The sequence below is a fragment of the Sphingobium yanoikuyae genome (assembly GCF_013001025.1).
GTDB classification, from domain to species: domain Bacteria; phylum Pseudomonadota; class Alphaproteobacteria; order Sphingomonadales; family Sphingomonadaceae; genus Sphingobium; species Sphingobium yanoikuyae_A.
The window spans coordinates 4,578,216-4,600,377 of sequence record NZ_CP053021.1 but is presented as its reverse complement, the minus strand read 5'-3'; the positions used below and the strand labels follow the sequence as shown (position 1 = coordinate 4,600,377).

Genomic DNA, 22,162 nt, shown 5'->3' with positions numbered 1-22,162 from the left:
TCCACATTTGCGGCGTTTTCGGTCCGCCGCTGATACTTCAGCGGAGACCATGCACCGCCAGATCGTTGGCAATTAACCCGTTCCATTGGGTCGGCTGAAAGCTGTCGACCGGACTGCCGACGACACGCTCGTCGCGCCAAGCCCAGTGCGTCGGGGACGCCGTGTCGAAACGGAATCCTGGAGATAGCCATAATGGCTCCGCCAAGAGCGCATATCGGACCTCAGTGCGGCGCATAAGCCGCACCAAGCCGGAAGGCGTATGTCGGAAAACTTCACGCCTTTTGAATGGGGCGATGGGATGCAGCGAGGCGCGCCAGCCCTCACCCTCAAAATGGAAGCCCCGGAAAGCCGGATCATAGTTCCGCCGTTCCACAATGAGCACGTCGGAGCGCACATCTCGCACTGCATCATCGTGCAAACACAATCCTTCCTGTGCGAAGTCCTCCAGTTTGTCCGAGAGTGGTGGCGGAGGGGGTGGAACCTCGCGACCAGTTTCTGTGCTCGTGGCATACGTCGTTTGTAACCGTGTATTGTTACATCCCGGTCCAATCGGTCCGAGCGAAAAGCGACGTGCAGGAACCGGGAGCGAGGCTTGCTTCGGCAGCATGTCGAGTGGTACTTCAGCAATGCTCTTTGCGGTGCGCGAAAATAGGAGCCGTTGGCAGGTGTCCCAGCATTTGCCGGACGAACCTAAGCCTCTGTCGATTGCATGGGTGATGGAAAGGCCTACTGGCAATATTGGAGGCGCGCCATGATCTTGTGCGATCAGGGCTTGGACGCGTCGTTCAGTGATCCCATTAGCGCACCATGGAATAGCAAAGCCGACGGCAAGCGGCAGTAAGGCGGCCGCAACCAGCATCATCAAGCGCGGAGGGGCGTCCGACACTCTGCGTAGGATCATATAGATGGCCAGTGTCGGCGTGAAATAAATCCATGCTCCTGGCATGAGGGTCATCAACCATGCCAAAGGAAAGCCGATAAGCGTCAGCATCAGAAGAACGACTATTTCTGGCAGAAAAAGCGCGCAACCAGCTCCCAGCGTCATCAACAACCATATATAAAGAAGGCGTCGATCGAATACGTGCATGTTATCTTAGACTTCCGCAGCGGGACGTGGACAGATGACTTTTAGAGAGCGCTCATACCGTTATTTCAACATCATTTTTGCAGCCAATCTGTCCCGGTTCACGATCGCAGAGACCGTGTTCTTGCTCAGGCCAAGATCGCGCGCGATCCAGCGATAACTACGTCCTTCTGCCACCAGCGCCAGCACCTTGGGACCGAGCCGATCGGATTTGGGGCATTCCCCCAGTTGTCGTCCGAGCTTGCGTCCCCGCGCTCAAGCCAGAGCGGACACGCCCGCTGAGCATATCGTGCTCAAACTGCGCGATGCCGGCCAGCATCGTCGCGATCATGGCCGCGCCGGTCCCGACGCAGGTGCAGGTGGAACTGCCGACAGGGAAGTAGAACAGGCGTTGACGTCAATATTTCAATCGGCGAGTTTCAACGAAATGAGACGCTTCAAGCATTTAATCCCGATAGTTGTCGTTGTGACCATCTTTACGATTGGATTGATTGACCAGATAGTTGGAGCGATCAACTGTTCCAATCGCGGAGGGGGCGTGATCGGCGCTTTTTCCCGCACGCAAGGTTGCGCCAAGCTGTCGCGTTGAGCAGTTCGATTTCGAGTTACCCCACCCGCTCGAACAGCAATTTCATGCCGGTCCTGGGGCGGATGGTGAGGCGGCTGATGGGTTCGGGCTTGAAGCCGGCGGGCATGGTGAGGCGGTAGCGGCGGATGACCGAGGCGATTACCGTCATCACCTCCTGCTGGGCGAAGCCGGCGCCGACGCAGACGCGCGGGCCGCGACCGAAGGGGAACCAGGCCTGTTTCACCATGTCGACATTGGCCGGATCATCGAACCGGTCGGGATCGAAGGCGTGCGGGCAGGCCCAGTTGTCCTTGTTGCGCTGGGTCAGCCAGGGCGCGACGACCAGCATCGATCCTTCTTCCAACTGCTTGTCGCGCATCTCCATCGGGCAGGTGACTTCGCGCGGGAAGAAGGCGACCGGCGGATAGAGGCGCAGCGTTTCGCGGAAGATGTTGCGGACATGACCCATATCCTTGAGCATCGACGCCGTCAGCATTGCGTCGCCAGCGATGCCGGCCACTTCGGCGCGGACCCGATCCTGGATATGGGCGCATTCGGCGAGCATGTAGAGCGCCCAGGTCATGGTGCTGGCCGAGGTTTCATGGCCAGCGAGGAAGATGGTCGAGACCTGTTCCATCACCTGTTCGCAGGTAAAATGGACGCCGGTCTGAGCGTCCTGCACCTCGATTAGCGACTGCAGAATGTCGCGATGGGGCGCCTCGCCCCGGCCATGATAGCCTTCGTAACGGGCCTCGACGATCGGACGGAACACGTCATGGATGGCGCGGGCCGGCCCTTTCGAGCGCTTCTCGAACCAGCCGGCGGGAATGCCGTAGAGGCGCAGCATCGAGGCCGAATGGGCGAGCCGCTGGAACCGGCCAAAAGCGGTGTGGATGATGTTGGAGCGTTCCTCGTCCAGCGTCTGCGAGAAGAGGGTGCGGAAGATGATGTCGGCCGCGACATGGGTCATCATCGGGTCGATATCGACCGGCTTCGACCGATCGGCGGCGTCGAGCCGGGCGAGCAGATCGTCGGCGGCGGCGACCATCAGCGGCATGGACCGATTGAGCGCAGTATGGGCGAAGGCGGGATTGACCATCGCCCGCTGGCTTTCCCAATCCTCGCCATTGGCGGAGAAGACCGAATTGCCGATCAGCGGATCGAGATTGCGGACCAGTTCGCTATGCTTGGGGAAGGCAGTGCCACCCTTGAGGATCTTGTCCACCAGCGGCAGTTCGTTGGCGATATACATGGTCTGACCCGGCATGCGGATCTCGCCCATCTTCATCGTGTAGCTTTTGTCGAACAGCACATGGATCCAGCTATGCCAGCCGCGCAGGAAGCGTTTGACGAGGCCGCGCTTCGACTTGGGCGGTTCGGGATAGGGGGGCGTGAAAGGCGCGCTCACGGGATCGTCCGGAAGGCGGCGACGGCTTCGTCCACGCTGCGGCGGCCAGCGGTCAGGCTCACGAAATCCAGCGGCGACAGGCGGTCGCCGACCCTGAGATAATCGAAATGCGCCTCATATTTGTTGGACCAGCCCCCGTGATAATTTTCGGCCAAGTAGAAGAGATGGAAACGCGGCGATAGCATGTCCACCCGCGCGGCAAATTGATCGGCGACAAGGCGCAGCGGATTGACGTTGTAATAGGCCGCGCCGTCGGGCGGCGAGCTGATGTCGACATAGCGGAAAGGCTGGTCGGCGAGCGCCTTGAGGTCGGCATGATACCAGCGCGCGTCGCGGCGCAGGCCGATCACCGGCACCACCTGCCCCATGCCGACCATGACGAAATGGTCGGGCAGCGCGCCGCCGCGCAACGCGAGGATGCGGCGCAGCAGGCTCATGCCCAATATGGTGCCGGCGCTGTGGGTGACGAGCTGGATCTCGTCCCAGTCGCCGTCCAGCTCCGCCGCGATGCGGGCGGCGAACTGGTCGAGCCGGGCATTGAGCTCGTCGCCCGGCCCGTCTGCGGCGAGCGCGCCATGATAGGTCATGAAGCGCAGCAGCCAGGGCACGACCAGCTTGTTAAGGATGCGGCCGGAGAAGAAAGCGCTGATGCCGATGCCGACCAGCGCGCTGGCCCAGAAGGGCAGCAGCAGCGACAGCAGCAGCGCCGGGACAAGCGCCAGCAGCAGCGGGATCAGCACGGCCAGGATCGGCGGATAGAGGATGGTGATCACCGGGCCGCGGCGCAATTTGCGCATCCGGCCGAACTGCATCAGCCGGGCATGGCCGGCATAGGCGCGGGCGGCGCGCCAGGCGAGGGTGAAGGGATGGCGAATCCAGACCTTGCCGATCAGATCTTCCCAGCGGAGATATTCATAGTCGGTCTCGACCCCGGCGCTGGCGTTGGTGACGGTCCAGATCGCGCTGTTGGCGGGGCCGGCGCGGCGCGCGCTGACCGCCACCGCTTCGCCGGTCAGCGCGGTGTAGCGGGCCGCCTGATCGCGATAGAGCTGGTGATAGAAACGGACGCCGCGCGGATCAAAACCACCCAGGTAAAAGACTTTACGCTTGAATTTCTGCACTGCCCCGGTCCTAATCGGGACATGACCACGCCCGAACGCGACTACTGCTATTTCATAGACCATCGCAAATACAACCGGAATGTCGGCTGTAGGAAGCATGACAATATGTACGGCATCAATGGCGGCGGCAGCGAGCGCGACCGCTGGCGCGCCGACATGACATTCTATCGCCATATGAAGGCCAATGGCGACCCGATGGCGCTGCCTTCGCTGCTCGCCTGCCTGACCTTTGGCTGGTTCTGCTGGAATTATCATCCCGGCAAGGGGCTGTGGCGCGGACAATTGTTGCGCCGCTTCGCAAAGGCGCCCAAGTGAGCGGCATGAGCGATCCCAAGCATGTGAAGGTCGGCCCGATCAGTTTCGGCAACGACCTGCCCTTCGTCCTGATTTCCGGCCCCTGCCAGATCGAAAGCCGCGACCATGCGCTGTTCATGGCCGATGCGCTGGCGAAGGCGGCGGCGGATGCGGGCGTGCCCTTCATCTTCAAGAGCAGCTTCGACAAGGCGAACCGCACGTCGGTATCGGGCAAGCGCGGCGTCGGCATCGATGCGGGGCTGGCGATCCTGGCCGAGGTGAAGGCGACACTGGGCTGCCCGGTGCTGACCGACATTCATGGCCCCGAACAGGTGGAGGCGGCGGCGCAGGCGGTGGATATCCTGCAGATCCCGGCCTTTCTCTGTCGCCAGACCGACCTGCTGATCGCGGCGGGGAAGACCGGCGCGGTGATCAACGTCAAGAAGGGGCAGTTCCTGGCCCCATGGGACATGGCGGCGGTGGCGCAGAAGGTCGCGTCGACCGGCAACGAGCGCATCCTGCTGACCGAGCGCGGCGCGAGCTTCGGCTATAATACGCTGGTGAGCGACATGCGCGCGCTGCCGGTGATGGCGGAAACCGGCTATCCGGTCGTGTTCGACGCCACCCATTCGGTGCAGCAGCCCGGCGGGCTGGGTTCGGCGTCGGGCGGACAGCGCGACTATGCGCCGCTGCTGGCGCGCAGCGCGGTGGCCGCGGGCGTGGCGGCGATCTTCGCCGAGGCGCATGAAGACCCCGACAATGCGCCGTCGGACGGGCCGGTGATGCTCAAGCTCGACTGGGTCGGGCCGATGCTGAAGCAGTTGAAGGCGATCGATACGGTGGTGAAGGGGTAAGTCTCCCCCTTCACCCCGCAAAATGCCCTAGGGTCGGGCCTGGCCGCGACCGCGCACGATCCATTTATAGGTGGTGAGCCCTTCGAGCGCGACCGGGCCGCGGGCGTGGAGGCGGCCGGTCGAGATGCCGATTTCCGCGCCCAGGCCGAACTCGCCGCCATCGGCGAACTGGGTCGAGGCGTTCCACATCACGATCGCGCTGTCGACGGCGTTGAGGAAGCGTTCGGCGACCGCCGCATCCTCGGTGATGATGGCGTCGGTATGATGGCTGGCATGGGCGGCGATATGGGCGATCGCCTCTTCCACGCCGTCGACCAGCCGGATCGAGACGATGGCGTCGAGATATTCGGTGTCCCAATCCTCATCCGACGCGGCAATCACGCGATCGTCCATCGCCTGCACCGCATCATCGCCGCGCACTTCACACTTGGCGTCGAGCAGCGCCTTCACCAACACGGAGGCGTGACCATAGGCGCGGTCGATCAGCACCGTTTCGGTCGAACCGCAGACGCCGGTCCGGCGCAGCTTGGCATTCAAGACCAGGCTTTCCGCCATGGCCGGATCGGCCGCGCCATCGACATAGCTGTGATTGATGCCGTCGAGATGGGCGAGCACGGGCACCCGCGCCTCTTCCTGCACCCGCGACACCAGGCTCTTGCCGCCGCGCGGCACGATGAGGTCGACGAAATCCGATGCGCGCAGCAACGCGCCGACCACCGCGCGATCGGTGGTGGGAATGAGCTGCACCGCATCGGCGGGCAGGCCGGCGGCAGCGATCCCCTCTGCCATGGCAGCGTGGATGGCGCGGTTGCTTTCCTTCGCCTCGCTGCCGCCGCGCAGGATCACGGCATTGCCGGCGCGCAGGCAGAGGGCAGCGGCGTCGGCGGTGACGTTGGGGCGGCTTTCATAGATGATGCCGATGACGCCCAGCGGCACGCGCACGCGGCTGAGTTCCAGACCATTGGGGCGCACGGAGGAGTCGATCACGCTGCCGAGCGGATTATCGAGGGTCGCCACCTGATCCACGCCGACGGCCATGGCGGCAATCCGATCCTCGTCCAGCCGCAGCCGGTCGAGCATCGCGGCGGACAGGCCATTGTCGATGCCATTGTCCATGTCGCGCGCATTGGCGGCGAGGATGGCGGGCGCCTGGTCGCGCAGGGCCTGGGCGGCGCGGCGCAGCGCATCGACCTTCTGCGCGTCCCCGGCTGGCGCGAGCAGGGCGGCGGCGCGGCGCGCACGCGCGCCCATCTGCGCGATCAGCATTTCGGGGGTCTGCGTCAGGTCGTTCATCGGTAATCTCACGCTAACGCGCGCTGCGTCAAATCCAACGCAGGTCGCGCGATCCATCTTTTGTTTGGCGCATCGTTTGAAGCGAAAAACCCGAGCCGGAGGCACTCGACTCCAGCTCGCCCACTTTTCGCACGATGCTTCAAATCCGGCAGTGGCTTAGCACGAAAATGTCGCGGGACGGAACCCTGACGAAGTGTGGGGAGACAGGAAGAGATGCCGGCGGCCGACCCATGGGTCGCATATGGATCGGCCGTCGGCAGGCAAGATGCTCCTGCCCCGTCGAATCACCTAGCTCTTCAACGGCGCGGATGCATACCCCGATAGGGGTAAATTGCGAAATTTATGCAATAAAAGGATAGGCTCAGCTGCTCATCATCCCGACGATGCGCACCAGCTGCGATTCCCGGTTGCAACCCGTCTTGTCATAGATGGAGCGCAACTGGGCCTTGAGCGTCTCGGCCGAAACGCCGCGGCGCTGGGCAATATCCGCACGACTCATCCCCGCGGCCAGATGGATGGCGATGTCCGCTTCGGCCGGGGTCAGGCGGAAAGTGCGCATGAGCAGGCGGACATGGCGTTCGGTCGGCGCGCCGACGCGCGCGACGATCATCGCATGCGGCGCAAAGGGCAGTGCCCAGGGGCGGGAGGGTAAGGGGAAAAATTCGAGCATGATGCCAACGCCGCCATCGGCATCGGCAAGCGCCACCGGATCGGCTTCGCGCGCCGGCACATCCACCACCGCGCGTATGGATCGCAAAATTGCGCGCGTCTCGTCGCCCCGGTCGCTCTGCAGCCAGCCGTCCCCGACCCGCAGCCGGCTGGTCGACAGCAAGGCATCGGCACGCGGCGTCATGCCCCCTACCCGCCCGGTCGCGTCGAGCAGCCAGCAGGCGCGGTCCATGGTCTCGAACGTGCCGGCCAGCAGGCCGAAGCCCTGTTGCTCGATCGCCCGCTGCAGCCGGACGGCATGGCGGGCATGACCGGCCAGCTTGGCGAACAGGTCGCGCTGTTCCACACTGGTGCGGCCATCAGCCTCGCTGCGCAGCAGGGCGAAGCCGATCATCACATTGTCGTCGGCGACCAGACGCGTCTGGCATCCGTGGAAAATGTCATAGTCGCTGCACAGGTCGAGATAGTCATCCGCGCGCAGTGCCTGGCGCGCGACATCATAATGGGCTTCATGCACGATCGCCGGGCGCGCCGGCAGTCGGTCGGCCGCGACCCGGAAATTGAGGTCCGGGGCAGCGCCGTCTATCATCGATGACTTTTCGATAATATCCGGCGCCACGTCGCTGATCCAGTTGAAGGCTGCTGCCCCCGGACCGAAACCGATCAATTGGCCATGGCACGACCCGGTTGCCTGGGCCATGGCGCGCAGCGCCGCATCCCACAGGTGCGGCTCCAGCGCAGCCGACAAGAAGAGGTCGGCCCACGGGTCGCTGCCTTCGGCGTAATAAGACGCCATATAACCCCCTTGTCCCCAGGCAATTGGTTGCCCAAGTCGATCGCGGAGTCAAACGCGCAGCAGGCCGGATTACGTAATTTCTGCCAGATATTAATACAGATCAGGAAAGATCAGGCCGCCTGGGCCAGCGCTTCGTCCTTGGCCGCGCGGAACAGGCGACAGGGGGGAATGTTGCGCCATTCCAGTTCGTCGCTGACCTGGCCGAACAGCGGGTCGATCAGGCGGCGGACATAGCGCGAATATTGGTAGATGATGAAGCTGCCACCCGGCCGCAGCACGGCGCGCGTCTCTTCACAGATGGTTTCGCCCACGCCCGCCGGCAGGGTGGAAAAGGGCAGGCCCGAAAGGACGTAATCCGCCTTCTGATAGCCCGCTTCCTTGACGAAGCGGCGCACGTCGGCGGCCGAGCCATGGACGACGCGCAGGCGCGGATCGTCGATCGCATCCTCCAGATAGGCGACGAAATCGAGATTGAGGTCGATCGCCAGCAGGATCGCGTCGGGATGCATGCGATCGAGAATGGCCTGGGTGAAGGTGCCGACACCCGGACCATATTCGACGAACAGGCGGGTCCGCGCCCAGTCGACGCCGTCCAGCGAGCGCGCGACCAGTTGCGACGAGGAGGGGATGACCGAACCGATCATGCCGGGATGCTTCATGAACTGGCGGAAGAACATGGCCCACTGGCTACGGAAGGAGCGGCTGCCACCGCGCGTCGAAATCCTGGTCTTCTTGTCTTTGAACGGTAGGGAGGCCATCAAAATCCGCCTGACTGACTAACAGAATCGGCCTCGCAAAATTGATGTCCGCTGGCAAGCGGCTTTGCGCGCCACGGGATAGAACGCGCGGCCAGGCGATGGGTTCACCCACCGCCTGGCCGCGCGCTTATCCCAAGTCCATCAGCGTTCGCGGGCGCGCAGCATGCCGGGCGCAATGAAGCCGATCGGATCGACCTGCATCGCGCTCTGCTTCAAGGTCGCCTGGATCTGCTCATATTCCCGCTCCATTTCCGGCGTCACAGAGGCGCGGGTTTCCTCCAGTGCTGCCTCGAAATGGGCCATGGTGACGGCTTCGACCTGCAGCGACTGGCGCAGCGCGATCAGGCCGGCCCGACGGGACAGATCCTCCAGGTCCGCGCCGGTGAACCGCTCCGTCCGGGCCGCCAGCTGATCCAGATCGACGTCGGACGCCAGCGGCATCTTCTTGGTATGGATCGCCAGGATGCGCTTGCGCCCGGCCTGGTCGGGCACCGGCACATAGATGAGTTCGTCGAAGCGGCCGGGGCGCAGCAGCGCCGGATCGACCAGGGTGGGCCGATTGGTGGCGCCGATGACGACCACCGACTGCAATTCCTCCAGCCCGTCCATTTCGGCGAGGATGGTGTTGACCACCCGCTCCGTCACCACCGGCTCGCCCAGGCCACCGCCACGGGCGGGGACCAGGCTGTCGAGTTCGTCGATGAAGATGACGGTCGGCGCCACCTGTCGCGCGCGGGCGAACAGGCGGGCGATCTGCTGCTCGCTCTCGCCATACCATTTGGACAGGAGGTCGCTCGATTTGGTGGCGATGAAATTGGCCTGCGCCTCACGCGCGACCGCCTTGGCCAGCAAGGTCTTGCCGGTGCCCGGCGGACCATAGAGGAGGAAGCCCTTGGCCGGGCGAATGCCCAGGCGCCGGAAGGCGTCGGGATCCTTGAGCGGCAGTTCGACCCCTTCCTTGAGCCGCATCTGCGCATCGTCGAGGCCGCCAATGTCGGCCCAGCCGATATTGGGCGCCTGCACCATCACCTCGCGCATGGCCGAGGGCTGGACCCGCTTGATCGCCGAGAGGAAATCCTCCCGCGTGACGGACAGATCCTCCAGCACGTCGGGCGGGATCGTGCCTTCCTCCAGATTGAGGCGCGGCATCAGCCGGCGTACCGTCTCGATCGCGGCCTCGCGGGTCAGCGCGGCGAGATCGGCACCGACAAAGCCATAGGTCATGCGCGCCAGTTCGGCGAGGTCGACCCGGTCGCCCAGCGGCATGCCGCGGGTGTGGATGCCCAATATCTCGCGCCGGCCGCGTTCGTCGGGGACGCCGACGACGATTTCGCGGTCGAACCGGCCGGGACGGCGCAGCGCCTCATCGATCGCCTCGGGCCGGTTGGTGGCGGCGATGACGACCAGATTGGTGCGCGGCTCCAGCCCGTCCATCAGGGTGAGAAGCTGGGCGACGAGGCGCTTTTCCGTCTCGCCGGTGACCTGGCCACGCTTGGGCGCAATCGAGTCGATCTCGTCGATGAAGAGGATCGAGGGTGCCGCCTTGGCCGCTTCCTCGAAAATGTCGCGCAGCTTCTTTTCCGACTCGCCATAGGCCGAACCCATGATCTCGGGCCCGTTGATGAGGAAGAATTCGGCTTCCGATTCATTGGCGACGGCGCGGGCCAGCCGGGTCTTGCCGGTGCCCGGCGGGCCATGGAGCATCACCCCCTTGGGCGGATCGACGCCCAACCGCTCGAACAATTCGGGATAGCGCAGCGGCAGTTCGACCATCTCGCGCAGTTGGTCGATCGTTTCCGCCATGCCGCCGACATCGTCATAGGTGACGTCGGCGCGGCGGGATTCGCGCGGCTCCTCATATTCGGCGCGCAGCTCCACCTCGGTCTCGGCATCGATATGGACGATGCCCTTGGGCACGGTCGACACCACGATCAGGCGGATTTCCTGGAGCGCATAGGCCGGCGCCGCCAGCATCTGGCGCAGATGGGGTGGCATGTCGCCGGGCGGCACCTGTTGCTGGCCGGCGGTGGCGACGACATCGCCCGCGACGAGGGGGCGTTGAAAGAAAACGCGCTTCAGCGCATCGGGATTGCCCTGGAGACGAAGATTATTTTGTGCAGGCGCGAACACCACGCGCTGGGCCGGACGCGGATCGATCTTGCGCAATTGAACGAAGTCGCCCGAGCCAACGCCGGCATTGGCGCGCTGCAAACCATCCAGGCGCAGGACGTCCAGACCTTCATCTTCCTTATAGGGGCGCACCACCCGCGCCGGAGTCGATCGCTTGCCGACAATCTCGACAACATCGCCTTCGGCCAGTTGCAATTCGGCCATTACCGTCAGCGGAAGCCGCGCCAAACCGCGCCCGGCATCCTCCGGCCGCGCATTGGCGACCTGAATCCTGCGTCCGCTGCTGTCCTGATCGGCCATGGTCATCCCCGTCCTTTTGGTTGCGAAACGAAGATAGGTAACGCCGGGGGTGAGGGAAAGGGGCCGTGCTTCGTTATGCCCGGAACAAAAAAAGGGCCAGCGCAAGCGCCAGCCCGGAAAGTTTATAGGAGAGGATGCCTGAAAGGCCTTTCCTATGTGCGCTGCAGCAGGTAATTTTGCAAGTGCGAAAAGAATCGGGTGGTTGCAATTTTTGCATCTTGCCATTTGCCGCGTTTTCCTGCTCATTGCAGGTCAGGATGCTTGAACCGGGGAAGCGCGCCGTTCGATAATGACAGATGATGCGACGCAGCGGACCGGCTTATAGAATTTGACGATTATGCGCAGATTGCCGCCTCTTACGGCCCTGGAGGCCTTTGTTCAGGTTGCCCGTCTTGGCTCGGTCAAGGCGGCTGCCGAAGAACTCGCCCTGTCGACGCCGGCACTCAGCCGTCGCGTCCAGGCGCTGGAGCGGTTCATCGGACGCCCGCTGTTCGACCGCAAGCATCAGGCGCTGGAGATCAATTCCGAAGGCCAGCGGCTGCTTGACGACATCGCCCCGGCGCTGGATTCGCTCAGCCAGGCCCTGGAGAATATCCAGAGCGGCGGCAATCAGTTGCGCCTGCGCCTGGCGGTGATGCCGCTGTTCGCGACGCAGCGCCTTTTCCCGCATCTGGGCCGGCTGCGCCAGCAGCATCCGCAGCTGCACATCGACATCGAAACGACGCCCCATGCCGTGGCGCGGCTGGGCGAAGGGCTGGACGCGGCGATCGTGCTGGCCAGCAAGGATATCGACCCGGCGCTCTATGCCTATGAGCTGGACCATGAGCAGGTCTATCTGATCGGCCGGCGCGAAATGGTGGAAGGCCCCAATGCGCTGGCGTCGCCCAGCGAACTGGCGCAACAGACGATCCTGCTGCATCGCGACATGGCCCTTTCCTTCGATGCGTGGAAGGACGTGGCCGGCATTCCCGACCTGCAGCCGCTGGCGATCGACAATTATGATTCCGGCCAGCTGATGCTGGAAGCCGCCGCCCAGGGACTGGGCGTGGCGGTCATGCATGCCAGCCATTTCGAGCAGTCGGGTGACCCCCGCCTGATCCGGCTGTTCCCCAATATCCGTTGCGACAGCCCCTATCGCTATTATTTCGTCTGTCGCCCGCGCGCGTTGCAGACCCGGTCGGTGCGCATCTTCCGCGATTGGCTGGTGGCGGCAAATATCTGAATCCTAGTAGAAAATTTGTCACGGATTGAAGTTCCTGCGACTTTTGCCGAGCGCTCCCTTAACCTTGATCGGGCGCCTCCGTTATAAGCGGCATGACTGGATCAACCACATCCACCGCCGGCTCGCACCATGGGCTGACCGACCGCCTTTCCCGCTGGGCCCGTGGCCTGTCCGGCAAGCCGGACGAACCGCAGGTGGAGAGCGAGCCACGCGCCCGCGCCGGCAGTGCCGCCAGTCGCGAGATCAATCGCCGTCGGCGCCTCTACGAGGAAATCGGCGAATTTCTGTTCGCCCATGATCTGGACCTGACGCCACTCAATTTCGGCGTCGCGCTCGACTATCTGACCGGCGCCAGCATCGGCGTGGAAAAGGCGGTGCAGGCGGTGCTGATGGAGCGCGGCAAGATCAGCAACGCCTGGATGGAATCGCTCGCCGCCAGCCAGCGCGCGGATGAGGTGACGCCCGACGCGCTCGCCTCCATGCTCGACAAGGTCGAGGAAAATCTGGACGAATTCACCGGGCTGATGACCGAATCCCGCAATTCGGCCAAGGATTATGGCGCGGCATTGCAGGAACAGGCCAAGGGCCTGGCCGCCGGTGCCGACAATGAGCCGATCCTGGCCCGGCTGGTCAGCCTGACCCGGTCGATGGTGGAAAAGACCCGCCAGGTCGAAACCCAGCTGCGCGAGAACCAGAAGCAGACCCAGGCGCTGAAATCGAGCCTGGAGACCGCGCGTCGCGCCGCCGAGCATGACCATCTGACCGGCCTGCCCAATCGCCGCGCCTTCGAAGGCGTGCTGCGCGAGGAGTTGAAGCTGGCGAAGGAAGGCGACGAGCAATTGTCGGTCGCCTTCTGCGACATCGATCATTTCAAGCTGGTCAACGACACCCATGGCCATGAGACCGGCGACCGGGTGCTGAAATTCGTCGCCGGGCTGCTGGCCAAGGCGTCCGATGACCGCTGCCATGTCGCCCGCCATGGCGGCGAGGAGTTCGTCATGCTGTTTCGCGGCAAGACGGCGGCCGAGACCTGTGAGGCGGTGGATGCGGTGCGCGAGGATCTGGCCAATCGCAGCCTGGTCAACCGCACCAATGGCGAGCGAATGGAGCGGGTGAGCTTTTCCGCCGGCGTCGCCAATGTCCTGGCCTATGAAGACCCGCGCGCCGCGCTGAAGGCCGCCGACCGGGCGCTCTACCTGGCCAAGGAACATGGCCGCAACCGCGTCTATCTGGCGGCCGAAGCGGACTAGGCCGCTTCGTGCCCGTGCCCTTTAGAAATCGGGCTTTTCATAATGGGTCGGCGGGGTGATGACTTCCATCCGTTCGGACAGGAGCGGACGGAAGGAGGGGCGTGACTTGAAGCCGGCATACCAGCGCTTGACCGGCTCATGCCCGGCCCAGTCGATGCCGCCCAGATAATCCGCCACCGAAAGATGCGCTGCCGCCGCGATATCGGCAAGGCTGAGCGTACCGCCGGCCATCCAGCTGCGATGGTCGAGCAGATAATCCATATAGTCCATATGGACGTTCGCGCGGCGCATCGCTTCGCGCAGGACGCGGGCATCGGGCGAGACGCGCTCGATCAGCCGCTTCTTCATCCGTTCATGCAGCAGCGGGCCAACGACATCGCCGTAGAAATTCTGGTCGAAGAAGGCGGTCAGGCGCCGCACTTCCGCCCGGCCCGCCGCCGTGCCGGAAATGAGCGGGAATTTTTCGACCGTTTCCTCGAAATATTCGCAGATCGCCTGGCTGTCGATCAGCGTGACGCCCTTTTCCTGATCGACGACCACCGGGGTGGTGCCGGCCGGATTGAGATCCAGAAACTCGTCGCGCATTTCCCAGGGAGATTCGCGCACCAGATCATAGCCGATGCCTTTCTCGCCAAGCAGCAGACGAACCTTGCGGGAGAAGGGACAGAGCGGGAATTGGAAAAGTTGCCACATATGATCTTCTGTTAGGCCGGGGCCGCGCGCCGGGAAAGGCGCAAAAACACAGAAACGCGGCGAAACGCGCATCGCCCCTTTAAGTCGTGCTGCGCGCCTCCTACAACCTGCTGCAAGCGCATGGAATTTAGCGCACAGGAAAGGATAGCTGGATGTCTGACGATTTCTTCCCGGTTCCCTCCCAATGGGCCGCCCAGGCCCTGTTGGACCGGGAAGGCCGCGCGGCCGATTATGCACGCTCGATCGAGGACGCCGACGCCTATTGGCTGGAGCGGGCGCAGCGGCTGGACTGGATCACGCCGCCGACCAAGGCCGATGAAAGCAGCTTCCATGAGGCGGATTTCGGCGTCAAATGGTTCGCCGACGGTGAACTGAACGTCAGCGCCAACTGCATCGACCGGCATCTGGCCGAGCGCGGCGACCAGGTCGCCATCATCTGGGAACCCGACAGCCCGGACGCCGACGTGCGCCGCTACACCTACAAGCAGGTGCATGAGGAAGTCTGCCGCCTCGCCAATGTGCTGAAGGACGCCGGCGCGCAGAAGGGCGACCGGATCACCGTCTATATGCCGATGATCCCCGAGGCGGCCTTCGCCCTGCTCGCCTGCGCGCGGATCGGCGCGATCCACAGCGTGGTGTTCGGCGGCTTTTCGCCCGAGGCGCTGGCCGGGCGCCTGGTCGATTGCGATTCGACCATCGTCATCACCGCCGACGAAGGGCGCCGGGCCGGCAAGACCGTGCCGCTGAAGGCCAATGTCGACGCCGCGCTGGCCGAGGCGCCCTGCGTCAACAAGGTGGTCGTCGTGCAGGCGACCGGCGGCGCGGTGCAGATGCGGGAGGGGCGCGACATCTGGCTGCATGAAGCCGCGGCGCAGGTATCTGCCGAATGCCCGCCCGAACCGATGAATGCGGAAGACCCGCTGTTCATCCTCTACACCTCCGGCTCGACCGGCAAGCCCAAGGGCGTGCTGCATACGAGTGGCGGCTATCTGCTGTGGGCCAGCCTGACCCATGAACTGTGCTTCGACTATCGGCCCGACGACATCTGGTGGTGCGCCGCCGACATCGGCTGGGTCACGGGCCACAGCTATATCGTCTACGGTCCGCTGGCGAACGGCGCGACGACCCTGATGTATGAGGGCGTGCCCAACTGGCCGACCCCGGCGCGCATCTGGGAAGTGGTCGACAAGCATCAGGTCCACACCATCTTCACCGCCCCCACGGCGCTGCGCGCGCTGATGAAGGAGGGCGACGATTATGTCCGGTCGACCAGCCGCGCGTCGCTGCGCGTGCTGGGCACGGTCGGCGAACCGATCAATCCCGAAGCCTGGCGCTGGTATCATGGCGTGATCGGCGAAGGCCGCTGTCCGATCATCGACACCTGGTGGCAGACCGAGACCGGCGGCGCGATGATCGCACCGATGCCCGGCGCCACCGACCTGAAACCCGGCAGCGCGACCCTGCCGATGCCCGGCGTCATTCCCCAGATATTGGACGGCGACGGCGCGGTGCAGGAGGGCGCGACCGAAGGCAATCTGGTGATCGCGGGCAGCTGGCCGGGCCAGATGCGCACGGTGTGGGGCGACCATGAGCGCTTCTTCCAGACCTATTTCACCACCTTCCCCGGCAAATATACCACCGGCGACGGCGCGCGGCGCGACGCCGACGGCTATTACTGGATCACCGGCCGGGTCGACGACGTCATCAACGTGTCGGGCCATCGCATGGGCACGGCCGAGGTCGAGAGCGCGCTGGTGCTGCATGAAAGCGTCGCCGAGGCGGCCGTGGTCGGCTTCCCGCACGACATCAAGGGCCAGGGCATTTATGCCTATGTCACGCTGAACGCGAACGAGGAGCCGAGCGACGATTTGCGCAAGGATCTGGTGAAATGGGTGCGGACCGAGATCGGCCCGATCGCCACGCCCGATGCGATCCAGTTCGCGCCCGGCCTGCCCAAGACCCGTTCGGGCAAGATCATGCGCCGCATCCTGCGCAAGATCGCCGAGGGCGAAGTGTCCGCGCAGGCGCTGGGGGACGTTAGTACACTTGCCGATCCGTCGGTTGTGGATAATCTGGTCGCCAATCGTCAGGGATAAAAGACACGCCGGATAAGGAACTTATCGTGCCCGTGCGTATCCTTTCGACATAGCTGGGCCGTGCGGGCGAGGTAGCGCGCGCAGGGTCCAGGCGAGACTTCCGTAAAAGGAGCAGCCCATGGCCCGTTACACGTCCGTCGCCCGCCTGTTGCACTGGATCATCGCGATCCTGATCCTGGTCAATCTGTGGCTGGGCTTTGCCCATGACAGCCTACCCAAGGACTGGAAGGTGATGCCGGTCCACAAGTCGATCGGCCTCACTGTGCTGGCGCTGACAATCCTGCGCATCGTCTGGCGGCTGGGGCACAAGCCGCCGGCGCTGCCGGCCGCGATGCCGGGCTGGGAGAAGCTGGCCGCCAACCTCACCCATTTGGCCTTCTATGCCTTCATGCTGATCGTGCCACTGTCGGGCTGGATCATGTCATCGGCGGGCGAGCGGCCGCTCAACTGGTTCTTCCTGTTCGACGTGCCGAAATTCGGCGTGGCCAAGGGCGATGCGATCGTCGGCCTATCGCACGAGGCGCATGAGCTGATCCCCTGGCTGTGGAGCGCGCTCATCATCGTTCACATCTTGGCAGCGCTGCGCCATCATTTCATGCTGAAGGACGGGGTGCTGCGGCGGATGCTGTGATCTCCCTCTAACGTCATGCTGAACTTGATTCAGCATCCATCAGGACCGACAAACGGTTGGCCTGCTGGGCAAAATGGACCCTGAAACAAGTTCAGGGTGACGATGATGGTTAAGCGACTATAGCTCGCCTGCCCTTACACCATCTCGCCCGCGAGCAGGCGCGGGAGGGCGCCGGACTGGCCGCGGGCTTCGGCCATGAAGCGGTTCTTGAGCAGGCTGGTGCGCTGCACGGCGGCAAGGCCGGCGCGGCGGACCAGCGAGGGCAGCTTGCCGGGAATGTCGAACAGGCGAACCAGACCGTCCATCGCGACGCTGGTCATCATCGTGTCGAGCCCGCGCCAGCGCTGATAGCGGGCGAGCAGCTGCGCATCGCCCGGATCGAGGCCGAGGCGCATCCCTTCCACCAGCACCTCGACCAAAGCCGCCACGTCGCGGAAACCGAGATTGAGGCCCTGTCCGGCGATCGGGTGGATGGCATGGGCGCTGTCGCCGACCAGCGCGAGGCGGGTGTCGGTGATGCGCGCGGCATGATGGAAGCCGAGCGGATAGGAGGAGCGCGGGCCGGCCAGGCTGATCTCGCCCAGGAAGCCGCCGATGCGCTTCTGCATTTCGGCGAGCCAGGCGCGTTCCGACAGCTTGAGCATCGCCGGCGCCTGATCGGTGGGTACGGTCCAGACCACGGCCGAGCGGGTGCCCGGCAGCATCGGCAGCAGCGCAAGCGGTCCGCCGACATAGAAGATTTCATAGGCGGTGTTGGCGTGCGGCACTTCATGGTCGATCGCCGTGACCATGGCGGTGTGCTTATATTGCCAACGGGTGGTGTTGATGCCCGCCGCCTCGCGCGTGGGGCTGTTGCGCCCTTCCGCCGCGACCAGCAATGCGCCGTGGATCGTCGCGCCGTTCTGAAGCGTCAGGGTGACGCCATCGACATTGCGATCGACATGGACGGCGCGATCGGGCTGGAAAATGGTGAGGTTTTCGACTTCGGCCGCGGTCTGCGCCAGCGCGACGCGCAGGTCGCGATTGGGGAACATCGTCCCCATCACGCCATCATCCGCGTCCGGCACGAAATCGAGCGCGCCCGGCTCCAGCCCGTCGCTGACCCAGATGCGGTCGATCGGGCAGCCCTTGCCCTCCAGATGCGCGCCAACGCCGATCGCCTGAAGCATGGCATGGCTGGTCGAGCTGATCGCCGAGACACGGCCGTCGAAGCCGGCGGCCGTGGCCTGCACGGGGTCGGCCGGATCGATCACGGCGCATTGCACGCCATGGCGCGAAAGAGCGATGCCCAGGGTGAGGCCAACCAGGCCCCCGCCAAGAATGACGACGTCGAAGCGTTGCATGGGCATCTGTCTAGGCGCTTGCGAAGGCTTTGAAAAGCATCGCCCCCGCTTTCGGGGTGAAAGCGGGGGCGACAAATTGTCTCAGAGTCTTTTTGGAAATGCGCCTACGGCGCATCGGCACCGGCCCACACCCCCACCCGGCCACCCAAACATGGTATCCTGATGGGAGGCCGGGTGGGGGTGGGGGTGCGGGCCGGTGCGGCTCTAAATCAGAGCGTGCGGACCCAGCCGGCCGGATCGGCCACGCTGCCGCGCTGGATGCCGGTCAGTTCGGCGCGCAGGCTTTCGGTGACCAGACCGCCATCGCCATTGCCGACGGTGAAATCGCCGTCGGTGCTCTTGACCGTGCCGATCGCCGTGACGACCGCCGCGGTGCCGCAGGCGAACGCCTCGCGCAGCTTGCCGCTGGCGGCGTCGGCGCGCCACTGGGCGAAGCTGTAGGGCTCCTCGCGCACCTCATGCCCCTTGGCGCGGGCGAGGCTGATGATCGAGTTGCGGGTGATGCCGGGCAGGATGGTGCCGGTCAGCGGCGGGGTGACGATCGAGCCGTCATCCATGACGAAGAAGACGTTCATGCCGCCCAGTTCCTCGACCCACTTATTCTCGGCGGCGTCGAGGAAGACGACCTGGTCGCAACCATGCTTGATCGCTTCCTTCTGCGCGACCAGCGACGCGGCATAATTGCCGCCGCACTTGGCCGCACCGGTGCCGCCGCGCGCGGCGCGGGTATAATGTTCCGACACCCACAGGGTCACGGCCTTCTTGCCGCCCTTGAAATAGGCGCCGGCGGGCGAGGCGATGACGCAGAAAATATATTCGTTCGACGGGCGCACACCCAGGAAGGCTTCGCTGGCGAACAGGAAGGGGCGCAGATAGAGGCTGCCCTCACCCGACGGGATCCAGTCCGCGTCAATCTTCACCAGCTGCTCGACCGCTTCGAGGAACAGGTCTTCCGGGATCGCCGGCATCGCCATGCGTTCGGCGGACTCGGCGAAGCGGCGGGCATTTTCCTCCGGCCGGAACATGGCGACGCTGCCGTCGGCCAGGCGATAGGCCTTCATGCCCTCGAAAATTTCCTGGGCATAATGGAGCACGGCGCAGGCGGGATCGAGCTGGAACGGCTCGCGCGGACCGACGCTGTGGCTGTGCCAGCCCTGCCCCTCGGTATAGCGGATGGTGACCATATGGTCGGTGAAGAGCCGGCCGAAGCCCGGATCCTCCAGAAGTACCGCGCGCGCGTCCGCCGCCACAGCCTTGCTGCTGGGGGTAACGGTAAAGCGCGACTTCTGTTCGACGTCCATGGTGAGTCTCCTTATGCGTTGGACGGGGGCGCCTATGTCACATCCGGCCCCGCGAAACAATTGGTCATATATACTGACCAATTTTGGAATAAAGAGCCAAGGCGCCGTCGCTGGCCTCTTCCCGTCCCAGCGTGCGCCCTGTATCGCATGCGCCATGCACTTCTTTTCGGACAATGCCACCCCGATCTGCCCCCAGGTGATGGCCGCCATCGCCGGCGCGGACCATGCCGACCATGGCTATGACGGCGATGCGTGGAGCGCGCGGCTGGACGGCGCCTTTTCCGACCTGTTCGAAACGCCGGTGAAGGCACAATGGATCGCCACCGGCACGGCGGCCAATAGCATCGCGCTTGCCTGCCTGTGCCCGCCCTATGGCGGGGTGATCTGCCATGAGGAAGCGCATATCGTCGTCGACGAATGCGGCGCGCCGGGTTTCTACACCCATGGCGCCAGCCTGATGGCGCTGCCCGGTGTCGGCGCCAAGCTGCTGCCCGATGTCGTGACGGCGCGGCTGAAGGCGATCCGTCCCGACGTGCATCAGGTGCCGGCACGGGCGATCAGCATCACCAACGCGACCGAATATGGCATGGTCTATACGCCGGACGAGGTCGCGGCGCTGGGCGAGATCGCCAAGGCCCATGGGCTGGGCTTCCACATGGACGGCGCGCGCTTTGCCAATGCGGTGGCGCATCTGGGCTGCGCGCCGGCCGACGTCACCTGGCGGGCGGGGATCGACATACTCTCCTTCGGCTGCGTCAAGAATGGCGGCATGGTAGGCGAGGCGCTGATCTTCTTCGGTCCCGAGCGTGAGGCGCGGGCGGCGGAAGCGGCGCGCTGGCGCAAGCGGGCGGGCCATCTCTTTTCCAAGGGGCGCTACCTTGCCGCGCAGATATTGGCGATGATCGAGGATGGGCTGTGGCTGGACAATGCCCGCGCCGCCAATGGCGCGGCGCAGGCGCTGGCGCAGGCAGCGGCCGGGCGGCTGATGCACCCGGTGGAGGCCAATGAGCTGTTCGTCTGGCTGACCCCGGCGGAAGCGGCGACGCTGCGCGCGCAGGGCTTCGATTTCTATGACTGGGGCGAAGGTGCAGCGCGGCTGGTGACCAACTGGTCCCAGGATGCGCAGAGCGTCGCGCCGCTGGCCCACGCGATCCGGGCCTTGGGGCATCATGACGCCTGACGACAGGGCGCAGCGCGGGATGGAGCGGGGCGGGATGGAGCGGGGCGGCATCGCCCTGCCCTTCATCCTCGTCACGCTGATCTGGAGTTCGACCTGGATCGTCATCCGCGACCAGCTGGGCAGCGTGCCCGCAAGCTGGTCGGTCTGCTATCGCTTCCTGCTGGCGGGCGTGGCGATGGCCGCGTTCGCGCGGATGCGCGGCGTGTCGCTCAATATCGGGCGGGGCGGGCTGGTCTTTGCCGCGCTGCTGGGCACGGCGCAGTTCGTGCTCAATTTCAACTTCGTCTATCGCGCCGAAGTCTATCTGACGTCGGGCGTGGTGGCGGTGGTCTATGCGATGCTGCTGATCCCCAACAGCATCCTGGCCTGGATCTTCCATCGCCAGCCGGTCAGCCGCGCCTTCATCGGCGGATCGGTGATCGCGACGGCGGGCATCGCCATGATGCTGGTGCATGAATATCGCTTTGCCGGGATCGACCCGGACAAGGTGGTGCTGGGCGCGGCCTTTGCCTGTGCCGGTCTGATGAGCGCATCGACCGCCAACGTGATGCAGGGCATGGACATCGCCCGCCGCCTGCCGATGATCGCGGTGCTGGCCTGGGCGATGCTGATCGGCGCCGGGATCGACGCTGCCTTTGCCTGGATCACCACCGGGCCGCCCGTGATCGAGCCGCGGATCGGCTATCTGCTGGGCATAGGCTGGCTGGCGCTGGCGGGATCGGTCGTCACCTTCCCGCTCTATTTCGGGCTGATCCAGCGCATGGGCGCGGGTCGGGCCGCCTATACCAGCGTGCTGATCCCGGTGATCGCGATGCTGATCTCCACGGTGGTGGAGGGTTATCGCTGGAGCGGGCTGGCCGTGCCGGGCGCGCTGCTGGCGATCGCCGGGATGGTGATCGCGCTGCGGGCGAAAACTAGAGCCTGATCGCCTGAGGTGGAAGCGCTTCGCGCTTTCACCGATGGCGTGAATCAGGCTCTATTCTATGATTCTAGAGCCTGACGCCGCCGGGCTGGTAGCGCAGCTTGGCCATGTTGAGGCGGGCGATCAGGCTGCTGAGCGATTCCGGCGCGGGGGCCGCGCGATCGGGCACGGACATGGCGTTGATGCGGTCACCGAGCGTGGAAACAGTCTTGTCGATGCTGGTCATGACACACCCTTGTTGATGCGGTA

The 22,162-nt window shown here is 64.6% G+C and carries 20 protein-coding genes and 1 pseudogene; 9 read left to right on the top strand and 12 right to left on the bottom strand.

Going from position 1 to position 22,162, the window contains the following annotated elements:
• Positions 1-37 precede the first annotated feature (37 nt).
• Both HH800_RS22195 and HH800_RS29510 read right to left on the bottom strand, forming a co-directional pair.
• Entirely contained in the window at positions 38-1,045 is a 1,008-nt protein-coding gene (locus HH800_RS22195; protein WP_235682134.1) for a hypothetical protein, read from the bottom strand.
• Positions 1,046-1,147: 102 nt separating this feature from the next.
• Positions 1,148-1,415: pseudogene (locus HH800_RS29510) on the bottom strand (DNA resolvase); the annotation flags it as partial.
• Here HH800_RS29510 and HH800_RS22185 point away from each other — a divergent pair.
• Complete coding sequence (locus tag HH800_RS22185; protein ID WP_169331133.1) at positions 1,374-1,673, top strand: hypothetical protein; 300 nt, start codon at positions 1,374-1,376, stop codon at positions 1,671-1,673. The pseudogene HH800_RS29510 and the gene HH800_RS22185 overlap by 42 nt on opposite strands.
• 16 nt (positions 1,674-1,689) lie before the next feature.
• Here the strand turns inward: HH800_RS22185 and HH800_RS22180 are convergent, their stop codons facing one another.
• A complete protein-coding gene (locus HH800_RS22180; protein ID WP_169862431.1) occupies positions 1,690-3,060 on the bottom strand; it encodes a cytochrome P450 in 1,371 nt (456 codons plus the stop codon).
• Complete coding sequence (locus tag HH800_RS22175; protein ID WP_169862430.1) at positions 3,057-4,181, bottom strand: hypothetical protein; 1,125 nt, start codon at positions 4,179-4,181, stop codon at positions 3,057-3,059. The genes HH800_RS22180 and HH800_RS22175 overlap by 4 nt, the downstream gene beginning before the upstream one ends.
• Positions 4,182-4,202: 21 nt before the next feature.
• Here HH800_RS22175 and HH800_RS22170 point away from each other — a divergent pair, with 21 nt between their 5' ends.
• Complete coding sequence (locus tag HH800_RS22170) at positions 4,203-4,496, top strand: hypothetical protein (RefSeq protein ID WP_004209421.1); 294 nt, start codon at positions 4,203-4,205, stop codon at positions 4,494-4,496.
• Positions 4,497-4,501: 5 nt separating this feature from the next.
• Complete coding sequence (kdsA, locus tag HH800_RS22165; RefSeq protein WP_169862429.1) at positions 4,502-5,329, top strand: 3-deoxy-8-phosphooctulonate synthase; 828 nt, start codon at positions 4,502-4,504, stop codon at positions 5,327-5,329.
• 27 nt (positions 5,330-5,356) lie between these two features.
• On the opposite strand, the gene HH800_RS22160 is transcribed toward kdsA, so the two are convergent.
• The 4 genes from HH800_RS22160 to HH800_RS22145 form a co-directional block, all read right to left on the bottom strand.
• Complete coding sequence (locus HH800_RS22160) at positions 5,357-6,622, bottom strand: glutamate-5-semialdehyde dehydrogenase (protein WP_169862427.1); 1,266 nt, start codon at positions 6,620-6,622, stop codon at positions 5,357-5,359.
• 361 nt (positions 6,623-6,983) lie between these two features.
• Positions 6,984-8,087: a helix-turn-helix transcriptional regulator gene (locus tag HH800_RS22155; protein ID WP_169862425.1), complete on the bottom strand. Its 1,104-nt coding sequence runs from the start codon at positions 8,085-8,087 to the stop codon at positions 6,984-6,986.
• Between the two features lie 110 nt (positions 8,088-8,197).
• Complete coding sequence (locus tag HH800_RS22150) at positions 8,198-8,845, bottom strand: class I SAM-dependent methyltransferase (protein WP_010335491.1); 648 nt, start codon at positions 8,843-8,845, stop codon at positions 8,198-8,200.
• Between the two features lie 141 nt (positions 8,846-8,986).
• Positions 8,987-11,275, bottom strand: a complete 2,289-nt coding sequence (locus HH800_RS22145; RefSeq protein ID WP_169863396.1) for a CDC48 family AAA ATPase — start codon at positions 11,273-11,275, stop codon at positions 8,987-8,989.
• Between the two features lie 337 nt (positions 11,276-11,612).
• Here HH800_RS22145 and HH800_RS22140 point away from each other — a divergent pair, with 337 nt between their 5' ends.
• Together HH800_RS22140 and HH800_RS22135 are read left to right on the top strand one after the other, a co-directional pair.
• Positions 11,613-12,497: a LysR substrate-binding domain-containing protein gene (locus HH800_RS22140; RefSeq protein WP_004209412.1), complete on the top strand. Its 885-nt coding sequence runs from the start codon at positions 11,613-11,615 to the stop codon at positions 12,495-12,497.
• A gap of 92 nt (positions 12,498-12,589) precedes the next feature.
• Positions 12,590-13,747, top strand: a complete 1,158-nt coding sequence (locus HH800_RS22135; protein ID WP_037519444.1) for a sensor domain-containing diguanylate cyclase — start codon at positions 12,590-12,592, stop codon at positions 13,745-13,747.
• 21 nt (positions 13,748-13,768) lie between these two features.
• Here the strand turns inward: HH800_RS22135 and HH800_RS22130 are convergent, their stop codons facing one another.
• On the bottom strand, positions 13,769-14,440 hold the full coding sequence (locus tag HH800_RS22130; protein WP_004209410.1) for a glutathione S-transferase family protein: 672 nt from the start codon (positions 14,438-14,440) through the stop codon (positions 13,769-13,771).
• Between the two features lie 152 nt (positions 14,441-14,592).
• Between HH800_RS22130 and acs the strand changes: the two genes are divergently transcribed.
• Together acs and HH800_RS22120 are read left to right on the top strand one after the other, a co-directional pair.
• Complete coding sequence (acs, locus tag HH800_RS22125) at positions 14,593-16,536, top strand: acetate--CoA ligase (RefSeq protein WP_169862423.1); 1,944 nt, start codon at positions 14,593-14,595, stop codon at positions 16,534-16,536.
• Positions 16,537-16,654: 118 nt separating this feature from the next.
• On the top strand, positions 16,655-17,167 hold the full coding sequence (locus tag HH800_RS22120) for a cytochrome b (protein WP_169862421.1): 513 nt from the start codon (positions 16,655-16,657) through the stop codon (positions 17,165-17,167).
• Positions 17,168-17,301: 134 nt separating this feature from the next.
• On the opposite strand, the gene HH800_RS22115 is transcribed toward HH800_RS22120, so the two are convergent.
• Together HH800_RS22115 and HH800_RS22110 are read right to left on the bottom strand one after the other, a co-directional pair.
• Entirely contained in the window at positions 17,302-18,510 is a 1,209-nt protein-coding gene (locus HH800_RS22115; RefSeq protein ID WP_169862419.1) for a UbiH/UbiF/VisC/COQ6 family ubiquinone biosynthesis hydroxylase, read from the bottom strand.
• 209 nt (positions 18,511-18,719) lie between these two features.
• Entirely contained in the window at positions 18,720-19,811 is a 1,092-nt protein-coding gene (locus HH800_RS22110; protein ID WP_169862417.1) for a branched-chain amino acid aminotransferase, read from the bottom strand.
• A 154-nt stretch (positions 19,812-19,965) separates the two neighbouring features.
• On the opposite strand from HH800_RS22110, the gene HH800_RS22105 reads away from it, so the two are divergent.
• On the top strand, positions 19,966-20,991 hold the full coding sequence (locus HH800_RS22105) for a threonine aldolase family protein (protein WP_169862416.1): 1,026 nt from the start codon (positions 19,966-19,968) through the stop codon (positions 20,989-20,991).
• Positions 20,981-21,916 (top strand): DMT family transporter, encoded by a 936-nt coding sequence (locus tag HH800_RS22100; RefSeq protein ID WP_235681939.1) that lies wholly within the window; start codon positions 20,981-20,983, stop codon positions 21,914-21,916. The genes HH800_RS22105 and HH800_RS22100 overlap by 11 nt, the downstream gene beginning before the upstream one ends.
• Before the next feature lie 64 nt (positions 21,917-21,980).
• Here HH800_RS22100 and HH800_RS22095 read toward each other — a convergent pair whose 3' ends face one another.
• Complete coding sequence (locus HH800_RS22095; RefSeq protein WP_004209402.1) at positions 21,981-22,139, bottom strand: hypothetical protein; 159 nt, start codon at positions 22,137-22,139, stop codon at positions 21,981-21,983.
• Positions 22,140-22,162 lie beyond the last annotated feature (23 nt).

Bases quoted from the DNA above. Each gene is read 5' to 3' on its own strand.
- HH800_RS22195 (WP_235682134.1), bottom strand. From the start codon at position 1,045: ATGACGCTGGGAGCTGGTTGCGCGCTTTTTCTGCCAGAAATAGTCGTT.
- HH800_RS22170 (WP_004209421.1), top strand. From the start codon at position 4,203: ATGACCACGCCCGAACGCGACTACTGCTATTTCATAGACCATCGCAAA.
- kdsA (WP_169862429.1), top strand. From the start codon at position 4,502: ATGAGCGATCCCAAGCATGTGAAGGTCGGCCCGATCAGTTTCGGCAAC.
- HH800_RS22160 (WP_169862427.1), bottom strand. From the start codon at position 6,622: ATGAACGACCTGACGCAGACCCCCGAAATGCTGATCGCGCAGATGGGC.
- HH800_RS22155 (WP_169862425.1), bottom strand. From the start codon at position 8,087: ATGGCGTCTTATTACGCCGAAGGCAGCGACCCGTGGGCCGACCTCTTC.
- HH800_RS22150 (WP_010335491.1), bottom strand. From the start codon at position 8,845: ATGGCCTCCCTACCGTTCAAAGACAAGAAGACCAGGATTTCGACGCGC.
- HH800_RS22145 (WP_169863396.1), bottom strand. From the start codon at position 11,275: ATGGCCGATCAGGACAGCAGCGGACGCAGGATTCAGGTCGCCAATGCG.
- HH800_RS22140 (WP_004209412.1), top strand. From the start codon at position 11,613: ATGCGCAGATTGCCGCCTCTTACGGCCCTGGAGGCCTTTGTTCAGGTT.
- HH800_RS22135 (WP_037519444.1), top strand. From the start codon at position 12,590: ATGACTGGATCAACCACATCCACCGCCGGCTCGCACCATGGGCTGACC.
- HH800_RS22130 (WP_004209410.1), bottom strand. From the start codon at position 14,440: ATGTGGCAACTTTTCCAATTCCCGCTCTGTCCCTTCTCCCGCAAGGTT.
- acs (WP_169862423.1), top strand. From the start codon at position 14,593: ATGTCTGACGATTTCTTCCCGGTTCCCTCCCAATGGGCCGCCCAGGCC.
- HH800_RS22120 (WP_169862421.1), top strand. From the start codon at position 16,655: ATGGCCCGTTACACGTCCGTCGCCCGCCTGTTGCACTGGATCATCGCG.
- HH800_RS22115 (WP_169862419.1), bottom strand. From the start codon at position 18,510: ATGCAACGCTTCGACGTCGTCATTCTTGGCGGGGGCCTGGTTGGCCTC.
- HH800_RS22110 (WP_169862417.1), bottom strand. From the start codon at position 19,811: ATGGACGTCGAACAGAAGTCGCGCTTTACCGTTACCCCCAGCAGCAAG.
- HH800_RS22105 (WP_169862416.1), top strand. From the start codon at position 19,966: ATGCACTTCTTTTCGGACAATGCCACCCCGATCTGCCCCCAGGTGATG.
- HH800_RS22100 (WP_235681939.1), top strand. From the start codon at position 20,981: ATGACGCCTGACGACAGGGCGCAGCGCGGGATGGAGCGGGGCGGGATG.
- HH800_RS22095 (WP_004209402.1), bottom strand. From the start codon at position 22,139: ATGACCAGCATCGACAAGACTGTTTCCACGCTCGGTGACCGCATCAAC.